This window comes from Aquitalea sp. ASV15, assembly GCF_016429115.1.
GTDB classification, from domain to species: domain Bacteria; phylum Pseudomonadota; class Gammaproteobacteria; order Burkholderiales; family Chromobacteriaceae; genus Aquitalea; species Aquitalea magnusonii.
In genome coordinates, this window is record NZ_JAELTZ010000009.1 from 1 (window position 1) to 13,652 (window position 13,652).

General features: G+C 60.8%; 16 protein-coding genes. 7 read left to right on the forward strand and 9 right to left on the reverse strand.

Going from position 1 to position 13,652, the window contains the following annotated elements:
- Positions 1 to 448 (reverse strand): paraquat-inducible protein A (locus tag JHD64_RS05580; protein WP_199052545.1); only part of this gene is annotated, 448 nt, incomplete at its 3' end.
- A 6-nt stretch (positions 449 to 454) separates the two neighbouring features.
- On the reverse strand, positions 455 to 778 hold the full coding sequence (locus tag JHD64_RS05585) for a helix-hairpin-helix domain-containing protein (RefSeq protein ID WP_110313790.1): 324 nt from the start codon (positions 776 to 778) through the stop codon (positions 455 to 457).
- 151 nt (positions 779 to 929) lie between these two features.
- Between JHD64_RS05585 and JHD64_RS05590 the strand changes: the two genes are divergently transcribed.
- Both JHD64_RS05590 and JHD64_RS05595 read left to right on the forward strand, forming a co-directional pair.
- Positions 930 to 1,262 (forward strand): DUF2249 domain-containing protein, encoded by a 333-nt coding sequence (locus tag JHD64_RS05590; RefSeq protein WP_199052546.1) that lies wholly within the window; start codon positions 930 to 932, stop codon positions 1,260 to 1,262.
- 287 nt (positions 1,263 to 1,549) lie between these two features.
- The gene (locus JHD64_RS05595) at positions 1,550 to 1,849 is read left to right on the forward strand and encodes a glycine zipper domain-containing protein (RefSeq protein WP_199052547.1); all 300 of its coding nucleotides are present in this window, start codon (positions 1,550 to 1,552) and stop codon (positions 1,847 to 1,849) included.
- A gap of 66 nt (positions 1,850 to 1,915) precedes the next feature.
- Here the strand turns inward: JHD64_RS05595 and JHD64_RS05600 are convergent, their stop codons facing one another.
- Complete coding sequence (locus tag JHD64_RS05600; protein WP_199052548.1) at positions 1,916 to 2,692, reverse strand: TSUP family transporter; 777 nt, start codon at positions 2,690 to 2,692, stop codon at positions 1,916 to 1,918.
- A gap of 92 nt (positions 2,693 to 2,784) precedes the next feature.
- Between JHD64_RS05600 and JHD64_RS05605 the strand changes: the two genes are divergently transcribed.
- Positions 2,785 to 3,708 (forward strand): LysR family transcriptional regulator, encoded by a 924-nt coding sequence (locus JHD64_RS05605; protein WP_199052549.1) that lies wholly within the window; start codon positions 2,785 to 2,787, stop codon positions 3,706 to 3,708.
- Positions 3,709 to 3,765: 57 nt separating this feature from the next.
- On the opposite strand, the gene yiaY is transcribed toward JHD64_RS05605, so the two are convergent.
- Positions 3,766 to 4,896, reverse strand: a complete 1,131-nt coding sequence (yiaY, locus tag JHD64_RS05610) for an L-threonine dehydrogenase (RefSeq protein WP_110313787.1) — start codon at positions 4,894 to 4,896, stop codon at positions 3,766 to 3,768.
- A gap of 208 nt (positions 4,897 to 5,104) precedes the next feature.
- Here yiaY and JHD64_RS05615 point away from each other — a divergent pair, with 208 nt between their 5' ends.
- Both JHD64_RS05615 and JHD64_RS05620 read left to right on the forward strand, forming a co-directional pair.
- On the forward strand, positions 5,105 to 5,695 hold the full coding sequence (locus JHD64_RS05615; RefSeq protein ID WP_199052550.1) for a HutD family protein: 591 nt from the start codon (positions 5,105 to 5,107) through the stop codon (positions 5,693 to 5,695).
- Positions 5,692 to 6,285: an ACP phosphodiesterase gene (locus tag JHD64_RS05620; RefSeq protein ID WP_199052551.1), complete on the forward strand. Its 594-nt coding sequence runs from the start codon at positions 5,692 to 5,694 to the stop codon at positions 6,283 to 6,285. Before JHD64_RS05615 ends, JHD64_RS05620 begins: the two co-directional genes overlap by 4 nt.
- On the opposite strand, the gene JHD64_RS05625 is transcribed toward JHD64_RS05620, so the two are convergent.
- Entirely contained in the window at positions 6,271 to 6,966 is a 696-nt protein-coding gene (locus tag JHD64_RS05625) for a MarC family protein (RefSeq protein ID WP_233170353.1), read from the reverse strand. The two genes, JHD64_RS05620 and JHD64_RS05625, sit on opposite strands and share 15 nt — an antisense overlap.
- 183 nt (positions 6,967 to 7,149) lie before the next feature.
- Complete coding sequence (locus tag JHD64_RS05630) at positions 7,150 to 8,673, reverse strand: amino acid permease (protein WP_199052552.1); 1,524 nt, start codon at positions 8,671 to 8,673, stop codon at positions 7,150 to 7,152.
- A 686-nt stretch (positions 8,674 to 9,359) separates the two neighbouring features.
- Here JHD64_RS05630 and infA point away from each other — a divergent pair.
- Together infA and JHD64_RS05640 are read left to right on the forward strand one after the other, a co-directional pair.
- The gene (gene infA, locus JHD64_RS05635) at positions 9,360 to 9,623 is read left to right on the forward strand and encodes a translation initiation factor IF-1 (RefSeq protein ID WP_059286936.1); all 264 of its coding nucleotides are present in this window, start codon (positions 9,360 to 9,362) and stop codon (positions 9,621 to 9,623) included.
- A gap of 370 nt (positions 9,624 to 9,993) precedes the next feature.
- The gene (locus tag JHD64_RS05640) at positions 9,994 to 11,193 is read left to right on the forward strand and encodes an EAL domain-containing protein (protein WP_059286935.1); all 1,200 of its coding nucleotides are present in this window, start codon (positions 9,994 to 9,996) and stop codon (positions 11,191 to 11,193) included.
- A gap of 21 nt (positions 11,194 to 11,214) precedes the next feature.
- On the opposite strand, the gene arfB is transcribed toward JHD64_RS05640, so the two are convergent.
- The 3 genes from arfB to JHD64_RS05655 all read right to left on the reverse strand — a co-directional run bounded on the left by arfB (position 11,215) and on the right by JHD64_RS05655 (position 13,584).
- On the reverse strand, positions 11,215 to 11,622 hold the full coding sequence (gene arfB / locus JHD64_RS05645; protein WP_059286934.1) for an alternative ribosome rescue aminoacyl-tRNA hydrolase ArfB: 408 nt from the start codon (positions 11,620 to 11,622) through the stop codon (positions 11,215 to 11,217).
- A gap of 4 nt (positions 11,623 to 11,626) precedes the next feature.
- On the reverse strand, positions 11,627 to 12,202 hold the full coding sequence (locus JHD64_RS05650; RefSeq protein ID WP_110313785.1) for a hydrolase: 576 nt from the start codon (positions 12,200 to 12,202) through the stop codon (positions 11,627 to 11,629).
- Positions 12,203 to 12,339: 137 nt separating this feature from the next.
- A complete protein-coding gene (locus JHD64_RS05655) occupies positions 12,340 to 13,584 on the reverse strand; it encodes a nitronate monooxygenase (protein ID WP_059287364.1) in 1,245 nt (414 codons plus the stop codon).
- Positions 13,585 to 13,652: the final 68 nt, after the last annotated feature.

Below are 13,652 nucleotides of genomic sequence, written 5' to 3' on the forward strand. Positions count from 1 at the left end.
CCCAGGGATGCAGGCTGCGCACCAGGCGCATCACCATGGCAAAGCCGGGTGGCGCATGGCCCAGCGACAGCGGCAGCAACAGATAGAGCAGGCAGAGCAGCTCCAGGCCGGGCAACAGCACGCCGGTGAGCAGGATGAGCAGCGCCACCGGCTGCATCTGCTGCTGGGCCAGCTGCCAGGCGGTGCCGAGCAAGGTGGTGGCGGTGCGCACGCCACCGGCCTCCAGGCCGACCACGGGAAAGACATTGGCCAGGATAAAGACCAGCAGTCCGGCCAGCACCAGTGGCAGGGAGGTGGCGGGGGGATAGCCGGGGCGGGGCCGCAGCTGGCAGCCGCAGCGGCAGCAGCAGACGGCTTGCCCGGCCGTGGCGGGGGCGGTCTGCAGCAGGTCGCATTCGTGGCAGGCCAGTAGTGCTGCGTCTGCCAGGGGGGCGGGAGTGTTGATCATGACGGGCTATTGTACAAGCGGCCATGCGCTGCCAACAGCCCGGGCTGCAAGCGCGGCCTTGCGCTGCGCGGTGAAATGCCACCACGGCAGGGCTTCGTCCTGCTGCAGGTAATGGGCGACCGCGATAAACACATCCAGCACGCAAGGGTCATGCCGGACACCGGTTTGCTGGCACAGGGCCTGGTAAAGCATATAGGGATCGGCCTGGCGCAACGATTGCGGGCTGTGATACCCGAGCAGGTGAAAATCTGCCGCCATGGCCGGCCCGACATTAGGCAGCTGCAGCAGATCAACCGCTGCGCTGGCTGGCGGGCAGCGTGCAGGATGCATGCCGCTTCTCCTCTGGACAATGCTTGCATCTTAAATCAGCAGCGGCTGCTTGCAGGGTTTGCGCCGCGGATTTTCTTATCCTGCCTCAAGGAGGAGGCGCACACGGCTGCGGCAGAATCCGGGCTTGTCCATTCTGCCGCAGGAGAGTTTCATGAGCATCTTGTCCCCCCAGCTGAATACCAGCTATCTGTTCGATGCCCGTGGCATCGCCAAACGCTTTCGCCATGCTGCCATTTTCGCGGCGCTGGAAAGCCTGCACGATGGCGAGACCATGCGTTTCGTCAATGATCACGATCCGCTGCCCCTGCTGGAGCAGATTGGCCAGCGCTATGGCCAGCAGATCAGCTATCGCTATGTTGACCGCGTGCCGGAGATGATCGTGATCGAATTCCAGATCAGCCTGGGCCAGCAGCCGGCAGCCGCGCCTGCCAGCGCGGGCGGCTGCGGCGGTGGCGGCGGTGCTTGCGGTTGCTCCGGCCAGTGATGCCGCGGCCAACGCGCTGTCGCCTGGCTGCATGACAATGGCTGTTGCAGGGTCCGTGCATTTACCCGGCCCGACTCTGTAACAGATTGTTATAAAACCATCATTTGAATGCGGAATACAAAATACATTAAAAACAATAAATTAGCCGCAATTATGCACCAGACAATTCCATGATCATTAGCAGGCAAACGCTTTTCAATACTTGCTAACATTTCACGGCTTGTCCGTTTTGCCCTGCCCTGCCTAGACTGCCGTCACTTACTCAGTGAAAGCAGCAAATCATGCAAATGAACAAGTGGATTTCGATGATTGCCATCACCCTGGCGGCTGGCACAGCCCAGGCCAGTTCGACAACGGATGCGATTCTTGGTGGTGCAGTAGGCGGTGCAGCAGGCGCAGCAGTCGGTAATGCGGTAGGTGGCCGCAATGGCGCCATCATCGGCAGTGCGGTAGGTGGGGCCACTGGCGTGGCCATCACCACCAAGAATCAGCACGAAGACCGACCGGCAGCACCGGCGCGTGATGAAGGACGCCACCATCATCGCCACCACCATGGCCATCACCATGGGTGGGACAATCACCACTAAGCCTTCCCGCCCACAAAAAAAGACCACGCCGCCATGCGTGGTCTTTTTTCATGCTGACTGCCTGGCTCAGCCATGCAGCCAGGGTTGCAGCATGTCCCAGGCCAGCTTGCCGATCAGCACGGTGGTCAGCAGCAGGAACAGGATACGGACAAAGCCAGCGCCCTTCTTCATGGCCACCCAGGAACCGGTCATCGCGCCCAGCACATTGAAGCCCGCCATGGGAATGGCGTACTGGAACAGCACATTGCCGGTGGGAATGAAAAAGGCCAGCGCCGCCACATTGGTGGTGAGGTTGACCACCTTGGCCGCCGCCGAGGCATGCAGGAAGTCGAAGGCAAAAAAGCGGATGAACAGGAAGATCAGGAAGCTGCCGGTACCGGGACCGAACAAGCCATCATAAAAGCCGATGGCCCCGCCGATGGCCATGCCGACTGCCATTTCGCGGCGGCCTATCGTCACCGGCTTGTGCAGCTTGCCGAAGTCCTTCTTCCACAAGGTGTACATGGCCATCAACACCAGCAGCACCAGCACCAGCGGGCGAATCACCGACTTGGGAATGGCATTCACCGTGGCCGCGCCGGCAAAGGACATGATAAAGGCAGTGATGGCCGCCGGAATCACCAGCTTCCACGGCAGGCGCACGCGCTGCAGATAAGAGCGGGTGGCCGATAAGGTGCCCACGGCCGAGGACATCTTGTTGGTGCCAAACAGCGTGGCTGCCGAGTACTGCGGCAGGAAATTGAACAGCGCCGGCGTCTGGATCAGCCCGCCGCCGCCGACGGCCGCATCGATCAAACCGGCCATGAAAGAAAAGAAACACAGAAATCCCAAGGTCAACAACATGACTGCCTCCTGATAATGCCGCCATTGTAGGGCTTGCCCTGGCTGCATGCTTGCAATACCGTATTGCAGTTTCTGCAATCAAGGCCAATTCAATGAAGCTGTTATGGGAGCTGCAGGTATTCTGCGCCGTGGTGGAACGCAAGAGCTTTGTCTCGGCGGCACGCCAGCTGGGCACCTCGCCCAGCACCGCCACCCGTGCGGTGCAGGCACTGGAGGAAAGCCTGGGCAGCAGCCTGCTGGCCCGCTCGCAAAAGCAGGTCAGCCTGACCATGGCCGGCGAAGCCTATTACGATACGGCCCGGCACATTCTGCAATTGCAGGAGGAAGTGGAAGACGACCTGGCCGCACTCGGCAGCACACCGCGCGGCTGGCTGCGCTTTTCCGCGCCCGAGGTGATGGCCAGCCATTTTCTGCCCGCCGTCCTGCAAGGGCTGGCCGAGCACAATCCGCAGCTGCGCTTTGACATTCTGTATAGCGACACCATTCTGGAGCCCATCCGCGAAAAGCTGGATTTCAGCATTCGCGGCGCCTACCCCACCTCCAGCGAACTGATCGGCTTTCCACTGTGGCCGTATCAACGCCGCCTGTACGCCAGCCCCGACTACGTCGCACGCCGCGGCCTGCCCACCCAGCCGGAACAACTCAGCGAACACGCCATCCTGATTCATGCTGCGCCACGCATACTGAAAGCCTGGAATTTTGTCTCGGACAGCCATCAGGTCAGCCTCAACCTGAATGCCAGCCACCGGGTGAGCTCCGGCAATGCGGTACTGCAGACAGCGCTGGCAGGATGGGGCGTGGCCCGCATGGGCGACTGGCTGGCCGAACCACTGGTGGCCAGCGGCCAGCTGCTGCGCTTGTGCCCGGACTATCGCATCGTCTCCAGCCGCGGCGAAGATGCGCAGATGCACGCGGTATTTGCCAGCCGGCGCATCCCGCGCAAGGCCAGACTGGTGCTGGATGCCATTCGCAGCGCGGCCCAGGCGGCCGGTTTTGGCCATCATCCCGCGCCATGATGCATGCAACAGGGCCGGCATGGCCGGCCCTGTTCACTACAGCAGACTACCCCCTGCTTACATGGCTGCGCGGTAAATGGCGCAGATCTCTTCGTGACTGGCCTGCAGCGGATTGGTAAAGCCACATGCGTCTTTCAGGGCATTGGTGGCCAGTACCGGGATATCTTGCTCTTTCACGCCCAGCTGGGTCAGGCCGGCCGGAATACCCACCGTGGCCGCCAGGGTGCGGATAGCCTGAATGGCCTCTTCCGCACTGGCTTTCACCCCCAATGCCACCCCGACATCAGCCAGCCGCGCAGCAGCCACCTTGCTGTTGAATACCTGTACATGCGGCAGCAGCACCGCATTGCACACGCCGTGCGGCAGGTCGTAGAAGCCACCCAGCTGGTGCGCCATGGCGTGTACATAACCCAGCGAAGCATTGTTGAAAGCCATGCCGGCCAGGAACTGGGCATAGGCCATCTGCTCGCGGGCTTCCATGTCCTGGCCGTTTTCCACGGCGCGCGGCAGGTAGGCCACGATCAGGCTGATGGCCTTGAGCGCGCAGGCATCGGTAATCGGCGTGGCAATGGTCGACACATAAGCCTCGATGGCATGGGTGAGCGCATCCATGCCGGTAGCGGCGGTCAGCGACGGCGGCATGCCGGCCATGGTTTCCGGGTCGTTTACCGACAGGATGGGCGTGGTGTGCTTGTCGACGATGGCCATCTTGATGTGGCGCGCCTCGTCGGTGATGATGCAAAAGCGCGTCATTTCACTGGCGGTGCCGGCCGTGGTATTGATGGCCACCAGCGGCAGCTGCGGCTTGGCCGACTTGTCCACGCCTTCGTAGTCCTGGATCTTGCCGCCATTCACCGCCACCAGCGCAATGCCCTTGGCGCAGTCGTGTGGCGAGCCACCCCCCAGAGAAATCACCACATCACACTGTTTTTCCTGCAGCAAGGCGAGGCCGGCATTGACATTGGCGCAGGTGGGATTGGGATGCACGCCGTCAAATACCACGGACTGGATATCCGCGTTTGCCAGCAGCGTGCTGACCTTCTGCGCCAGACCGGTTTTGACCAGACCGGCGTCGGTCACGATCAGCGCGCGTTTGAAACCCTGCGCCTGCATGCTGTCGACGGCCTGCTGCAGACAGCCGGCTCCCATCAGATTGACGGAAGGAATGAAGAATGCACTGATGGCCATGATGATCTCCTCGTGGTGGGTTCAAGCTATGTCTTCATCTTGGCACGACAGCGGAATGGCATATTGCGGCAGATCAAGCGCCCCAATTTGTAGTGCCGGCACTACAAATCCGCACCATAACAAGGACTTGGCGGCGCCGAACCAAAGTGAAGATGCACAGCACCGGGCATCGGAGGATAATCGGTTTTTTCCCTAGCCCGAGCTTGCCATGCAGATTCTGCACGCCCGCCACTACCCGGCCACCCCCTGGAAAAACGGCGGCGGCATTACCCGCCAGGTACTGATTTCGCCGCCGGACGCCACGCTGGACAACTTCGATTACCGCATCAGCATCGCCAGCGTGGCCAGTGACGGCGACTTCTCCCGCTTCCCCGGCATCGACCGTCAGCTTTTGCTGCTGCAGGGCGCGGCCTTGCTGTTGCAACGCGAAGACGGCAGCGAAGTGCGGCTGGATGCCTTCAGCCTGCCGCTGGCCTTTGCCGGCGAGGAAAGCATCAGCAGCCGGCTGAGCGAAGGCCCGGTCATCGACTTCAATGTCATGACCCGGCGTGGCCGCTATCTGCAACAAGTGGAAGACTTCACCCTGAACGGCGAGCGCCAGCTGCAAAGCGACGATGAAGTCCTGCTGGTACTGCTGGCGGCGGGAGCGGAGCTGGAAATCAGCCGCGAAGATGGACGCTGCTGTCGCCTGCAAGCACAGGATGCGCTGCTGCAACAATTGGCCATTGGCCTGACCCTGCGCAGCAGTGCGGCGGTGCGGGTGATCGTGGTGAGGCTGAACCGGCTGTCGGCCGGATGAATTACCTGGCCCACCTGCAGCTGGCCCCGGACGATGCCAGCGCCCGTGTCGGCAATCTGCTGGGGGACTTCATCAAGCCGGCCCATGCCGGCCACCTGCCGCCAAGCCTGCAGCAAGGCATGGCGCTACACCGGCAGATCGACAGCTATACCGACAGTCATCCGCTGGTATTGCAAAGCAAGACACGCATTGCCGCAGAACGGCGGCGTTATGCCGGCATTCTGGTGGATATTTTTTACGACCATTTCCTGGCGCGGCACTGGGACACCTTCGCCAGCCTGCCGCTGGCTGACTTCACCCGCCGCAGCTACGCCGAATTGCAGCAACACCGCCAGTGGTTGCCACCGCGCCTGCTGGACATGCTGCCACGCATGCAGGCCGAGGACTGGCTAGGGTCTTATGCAGAAACCGAAGGTATCGCCGCCGTGCTGCGCGGCTTTTCCCGCCACCGCATCCGGCGTGACAATCCGGTTGCCACCGGCATTGACGACCTGCTGCAGCAGTACAGCGCACTGGAAGCGGATTTTCTTGCCTTCTATCCGCAACTGCAGCAAGCCGTGGCACAACGCATTGGCCTAGCGATGCAGTAGGTCGGCGTTGTTCTGGATCAGCTCGACAAACAGCTGCTCCACCCCTTCCCACATGATCTGCACACCCAGACACATCAGGATGAAGGCCGACAGCCGCAGAAACACCACCGAGCCGGTCTGCCCCAGATAGCCCAGCAGCTTGTCGGCATGGCGGTAGCACATATACACCAGCACCGACAGCGACAACACAGCGGCCAGGCTGGCCATCGGCACCAGCATGTACTTGATCATCGGTTTGCCGGTCACGGTCAGCGATGCGCCCACGGTGATCGACACCGAAATCGACCCCGGCCCCACCGTCAAGGGAAAGGTCAGCGGATAAAAAGCCCGCTGCTTGAGCTCGTCGCGGTTTTCCTGCCGTACCGGTTCGCTGGAAGGCTGGGTACTCTCGGCCGGGTTGTCATTCAGCATGCGCCAGGCCGCCAGCGAAATCAGCAGGCCGCCGGACAACTGCACCACTGGCAGCGACACGCCGAAAAATTCCAGCACGAAACTGCCCACATACATGCTGCCCAGCAATAGCAGAAAGCAGTACATGGCAATGCGCCGCGCCAGGAAAGCGCGCTGCTGCTTGCTGTTGCGCGCCGTCATGGAAATAAAGATGGGCACCAGTCCGGGGGGATTGATGATGGGCAGCAGGGCTGCCAGCACAAACAGATACTTGCTGAAAAAAAGTGACATCAAGGCCATATTATTGTTCTCCGGGTATGCACCCTCAGTGCGGTGACGGGGTCTGCCTGTGGCGGCGCTGCGCCGATTGTAGCGTGCCGGCGCGGCAGGCACAGCATTGCCTGACAGCCCCGGCGGCACACACGACAACGGCCCGGTCAGGCCGGGCCGTTGCAGGGCTGGCAAGGTCAGTGATCAGCTGGTGGTTTGCTGCGCCAGCCGGCCATCAGCCCGCTCGTCGCGCTTGAGCTGGGCGTGCGCCTCGGCCAGTGCGATCTTGTCCAGCGCAATCAGCTTGCTGCCGTGCTTCCATTTGTAGCCCAGCCACAGCAACAGGAACAGCGGAATGCCGATATAGGTGGCGACAATACCGTTCCAGTCCACCTTGGCACTGGTGAAGGCAGCATAGTTCTGCCCCAGCATGATCAGCATGCACAAGGCAAAGGCAAACAGCGGCCCCAGCGGGAACCAGCGCGCCTTGTAGGGCAGGTCACCCAGATCATAGCCCTGCTTCACATAGGCACGGCGGAAGCGGTAATGGCAGATGGCAATGCCCAGCCAGGCGATGAAACCGGTCATGCCGGAAGAATTCAGCAGCCACAGGTAGACGGCATTGCTTTCAAACAGCGAGGTCAGGAAACACAGGCCGGCAATCACCGTGGTGGCATACAGCGCATTGCGCGGCACGCCGCTGCCCGACAGCTGGCCGAACCAGGCCGGTGCCATCTTGTTCTTCGCCATCACATACAGCATGCGGGTGGAGGCATACATGCCGGAATTGCCGGCCGACAGGATGGCCGACAGGATGACGGCATTCATCAGGCTGGCCGACAAGGCCAGACCCGCGCGACTGAACACCAGGGTGAAGGGGCTGGCCCCCACGTCCTGCACATCGTTCTTCAGCAGCATCGGGTCGTTATACGGCAGGATGCAGCCGATGATCAGGATGGACAGCATGTAGAACATCAGGATGCGCCAGAAAATCTGCTTCACCGCGCGCGGAATGGTCTTGGCCGGATGACTGGACTCGCCAGCGGCCACGCCGATCAGCTCGGTGCCCTGGAAGGAAAAACCGACAATCATCGACACGCTGACAAAGGCTGCCATGCCGCCGACAAAGGGGCCGTCGCCATGCATGAATACCTTCAGCCCCGGTGCATAACGGCTGTTGTCCGGATGGAACATGATGCCCCAGATCATCATGAAGCCGATGATGATGAAGGCGATGATGGTGATCACCTTGAGCATGGAGCACCAGAATTCCGCCTCGCCAAAGCCCTTTACCGAGAAGTAGTTGAGGGCAAAGATGATGGCCAGGAACAACGCGCTCCACACCACGCCGGGTACGTGGGGAAACCAGTAATGCATCACGATGGATGCGGCGGCCAGTTCCACGGCAATGGTCACCGCCCAGTTATACCAGTAGTTCCAGCCCTGGGCGAAACCAAAGGAATGGTCAACGAAGCGCGAGCCATACACCTGGAAAGAACCGGACACCGGCATGAAGGCCGCCATCTCGCCCAGGCTGGTCATCAGGAAGTACACCATCAGCCCGATCAGGGCATACGACAGCAAGGCACCACCGGGGCCGGAAGTGGCTACCGTGGCCCCGGAGGCCAGAAACAGGCCGGTGCCGATGGAGCCGCCAATGGCGATCATGGACAGGTGGCGCGCCTGCAGGCTGCGCCGTAGTCCTTCGCCCTCTCGATTATTTTCCATAGTCTGTCCTACTGCAGAGTTTCCAACTGGTGCTCCCCTTTGCTGATGCAAAATATCAGCAAAGGGTAATGATCGAAACCGTACAGGATGTCAGCAGAGAACAGAATAATCCAGCCTATTTTTGTATTGAATTGTAAGAATATGAATGGTGAATTTTCTTTTGATGACAAAAGTCAAACAATCAGCCGCTGTCATGCGGCCGCAACGCCCCTGAGCAGCCCCCCCGCTCCAGACCGGCCTGGCCGAGGCAGCCGCTGGCCACCACCCACCTGACAGGCAGCACCGCCCTACCTGCCGGCATCCCCTGCCGACCGGGCAATTCAGCAGCAAGCGCCTGCCGGACTGCGTGTCTTGCAACAGGCGGCAGCTGCGCTAAGCTGCGGATGCATAAGTGTTTTTAGCCATTGCAACAGCACGACAAGGGGGCAAGGCAATTACGACTACATTTCTACTGACAAATCAGCCATTTAGCCGTATAATGCGCCCTGCCTCCTTCCGGACCGTTCCCCAGCACGGGGTTCAATCCGTCTGCCTTGCCTTGGTAACGGCACATTTTTACTGTGTGCTACCTGTCTTACCTGCTTGGTTATCGATAGAAGCAATCTGTTATCACAGATCGTGCGGCGCTCCGTGAGGGACTGCCGCATGGGCTATTGGCCCACCCGTTACACTGAAAGGAATCGTTAATGTCCAAAGAAGACATGATCGAGCTGCAAGGCGTTGTCATTGAAATGCTGCCGGAATCGCGCTTCCGCGTGCGTCTGGACAACAATGTGGAAATCCTGGCCTATGGCTCGGGCAAGATGAAGATGCACCGTATTCGCGTACTGGTTGGCGACCGCGTGACCGTGGAAATGTCTCCCTACGACCTGACCAAGGGTCGCATCAACTTCCGTCATCCGACCGCTCCGGTTGGCGGCGGCGCACCGCACCACTTCAAGCGTCGTTGATTAGCTGAGCCCCCTCGCGGCCACTCAGCCCACCTGTGGGTCGCGTAGTCAGTTACTGCCTTGCCCGCCGGCCGTTCGGCCCGGCAACATATTGCAGCACACTGCCCCGGAAGTGATGACCACCCGGTCCATCGCTTTGCGGCAGGTGACCGCTTGACGGCTGCCCGGCCGCCGGACCCTTGTCCCGGCCTTCAGCCGCCTGCTCCCTCCCTTTGCGCACCGCAGCAATCAATCGCTATTCATTTACCGTAAAATCCGGTTAAATCCATAACAATGATTTACAAATAACTGATTTATCGATTTTTCCACTGGCAAGAATGCATGACACCTGCTTAGATTGAGACATACACTTCTGAACAGTGCGTCAGCCATGACCATCCAGATTCCAAGACAAATCCTGCTTGCTGAAGACAGTAGCAGTCAGCGCAGCCTGCTCAAGGCGCTCTGCCTGCAAATACCCAATACCGTGGTGCACGAGGCTGCCGACGGCAGCTGGGCTTTTCAGCTCAGTCGCAAGATTCCCAAACTGGACCTGGTCATCACCGATCTGAACATGCCGGGCATGGATGGCATCGAACTGGTGGAACAGCTGTCGCGCCAGCCGCACATTCCCTCACTACTGCTGATCAGCGGCCACTCGCCGGAACTGCTGTCCAACAGCGTGCGTGCCGCCCAGGAGCTGGGTTTTACCGGCATCGGCCACCTGGCCAAGCCCATCGATGATGATCTGTTCCTGACCGAAATCACCCGCCTGCTGGATGTGCAGCAGGACATCGGCGACAGCAAGAGCAGCCTGCCGCTGATCGACATCATCACCGGGCTGGCCCACAACCAGTTTTGCGCCTTTTACCAGCCGATTTACGATCTGCGCCAGGGCCGTGCGGTGCAGATCGAGGCGCTGGCACGCTGGCGTCACCCGCAGCAAGGCATACTGGGGCCCAACCAGTTCATCGGCATGCTGGAACACGAAGGCTTTATCTCGCTGCTGACCAACCGCATCGTGCAAACCAGCCTGGACATGCTGATCCGCGAGCCCAACATGCAGCAGCTGCGGCTGTCGATCAATCTGTCACGCCGGCTGCTGGATGACCGCGAGTTTCTCGACTGGCTGGTCGAGCAGGTGACATCGCGCGGGCTGGCTTTCGACCGCATCGTGCTGGAAATCACCGAAACCATGGCCTTCACCAATTTCGGCCACACCCTGGCCACCCTGCTGCGGCTGCGCATGCGTGGTTTCGAATTGTCGCTGGATGATTTTGGCACCGGCCATACCACGCTGGAACACATCAAGAACCTGCCGCTGACCGAGCTGAAGTTCGACCGCATCCTGATCAAGGACATCCACCGCGACGCGCGTAGCCAGAGCATCATTTCCGGCATGGCCAACATCGCCCGCGAACTGGGCCTGCGCATGGTGGCAGAGGGTATCGACAACACCCAGGACCTGGACTACCTGTGCGCCCAGCACCCGGACATCGAGCTGCAGGGCTTTCTGCTGTGCCGGCCAGTACCGGCCGATGAACTGGGCAAGCACATCCTCCCCAGCTGCCAGCATAGCCGGCGCGCCTGAGCAGCCCGCTGCTGCGGCACCTCAATCGGCGATCTTGCCACGCAGGGCCTTGATGCCGCTGCGCCGGGACTTTCCCTCCAGCCGTCGCTGGCGTGAGCCATAAGTCGGCTTGGTCGCATGCCTGGCCTTGGGCACATGCGCCGCCGCATCCACCATGGCCTGCAAGCGCGCCAGCGCATCAGCCCGGTTCAGCTCCTGTGTGCGGTGCTGCTGCGCCTTGATGATGATGATGCCCTCCTTGCTCAGGCGGGCATCGCCCAGCGCCAACAGCCGCAACTTGACGCGCTCGGGCAGGCTGGAAGCCATGACATCGAAACGCAGGTGAATGGCCGACGACACCTTGTTGACGTTCTGGCCACCCGCCCCCTGGGCGCGGATAGCAGTCAGCTCGACCTGCTGCGGGTCTATGCGGCAATCTTCACGCGCCATGCGGCTATACAGCCAGCGCCTGCAGCACCTCGGCACTGCTGCGCACCCGCCCCAATCGCGGGAAGATATGCTGTACGGAAAACTGGTGGCACTCCAGCAGCGGGCAGCTCATGGCATCTTCCGCCAGCACCACGGCATAGCCACGCTCCCAGGCGGCGCGTGCCGTCGAATCCACCCCGATATGGGTGGAGATCCCGGCCAGCACTACGGTCTGCACGCCGCGCCGGCGCAGCTGCAAATCCAGCTCGGTGCCGTAAAAGGCATTCCACTGCCGCTTGATGATCTGGATGTCCGTGGCCGCCACCTCCAGTTCGGCCGGCTGCTGCAGCCAGTTGTCCGGCACCGGGGTGGATGGCGGCTGCAGGTCGGTCGGCAGCTTCAGCGCATCGCCGCCATCGGCCGACCAGCCCACCCGCACCAGCACCACCGGTGCCGCGGCGGCACGAAACGCCCGCGCCAGTGCCGCCGAGCGCTCCAGTACCTGCTCGGTGTCATAGGGTTGTTTGGCAAAACCGAGAATGCCCTGCTGCAGGTCGATCAGGATCAGGGCGGTGGTGGCGGGATCAAAACGGTCCGGCATGGCAGTCCTCAAACAGTGACAAGACAGGCTCCGACAATACTACTGCCAGTGCCGCTTCAACAAGAAAAATGGCGAAACGCCGCAGCGTTCCGCCATGTTCCACGACCGGTCCAGCCAGACCGGGTTGGTGTGCGACATCAATCCGGCAGGGCGACCTTGCCATCCTTGCTGAACTGGTAGTCCTTGAACACATGTTCGGCGCTGAGGATCTGGTAGCTGCCATCCTCGTTGCGGCGGGTGGTGTCTTTCAGACGATAGGTGTACTGACCGCAGGTCCAGCAATCGAAATTGCGCATGTGGGTGCACAGACAGGTCTTGTCCATCACCTTGATGCGGCGTTCGCCCGGATGGGCCGCCACTTCGCGGTTATAGGCCTGGATGTAGGCACAGCTGCCATTGGCATCCAGCAGATAGCCGTAAGCCTCGCAATTGGGACGAATGCCGTCGCCAATGGCCGGGCAGGACTTGATCATGCGCATCGGGTAGCCGGTGGGCGACAGCTGGTTGACTTCGATATCGTCTTCCGTTGCCTTGAAGTATTCCTGCTGCACTTTTTCCGGCAGGCCGCATTCGCGGGTAACGGTAAAGCGGGTGGCCACCTGCACGGCACTGGCACCGTTTTCCAGGAAGCCCACGGCATCGCTGCCGGTAAAGATGCCGCCAGCCGGAATCAGCGGAATATCCAGCTGTTCGGCCTGCATCCAGGCGTGGATCTCGGCCACGATGGTGGCCAGATCATACTGCGCCCAGTCCATGCCGAAACCCAGGTGACCGCCAGCCAGCGGGCCTTCCACCACCACGTAGTCCGGCAGGCGGCCGGTACGGGCGGACTTTTTCAGGAACAGCTGCAAGGCGCGCAAGGACGAAACAATGATGCCCAGCTTTACATCACGAAAACGCGGGTGGTCCTCGATCAGCGCAAACGAACCCAGATGCAGGCCGGCGGCCAGGGTGATGCCGTCGATGCCGGCATCCATGGCGGTTTGCATGCGTACGCGCAAGGTTTCCTTGGGCGCATTCATGGTGAGCTTTTCCATGCAGTTGATGAAAATCAGCCCATCGCCCTTTTTGGCTTCCATGGCGGAGCCAACGTGCATTTTGGTGGCTTCAGCCAGGATGTCCAGGTCAAACTTCACCACGGACTTGTCGGCATTTTCCACATTGAATTTGTACTGCTTGAGCTTGTCCTTGACGAACTTGGTATTGAAGCGGCGGTCAGTGACCGTCGGCACCATGGCATCGGAAATATGACCGATGCCGCCCAGACGGGCCGCTTCCAGCGACAGGGCCACGGTGGAGATATCCACACCCATGCCGCCGACCATGATGGGAACCAGCTCTTGCTTGCCCAGACGCAGGCGGAAATCGTCAACACACTTCATTTTGATGAACCTCAGTTTGGCTGGGCGGCATTATCCCCCATCCCTTTGCACAAAATCCATTTTTTTAG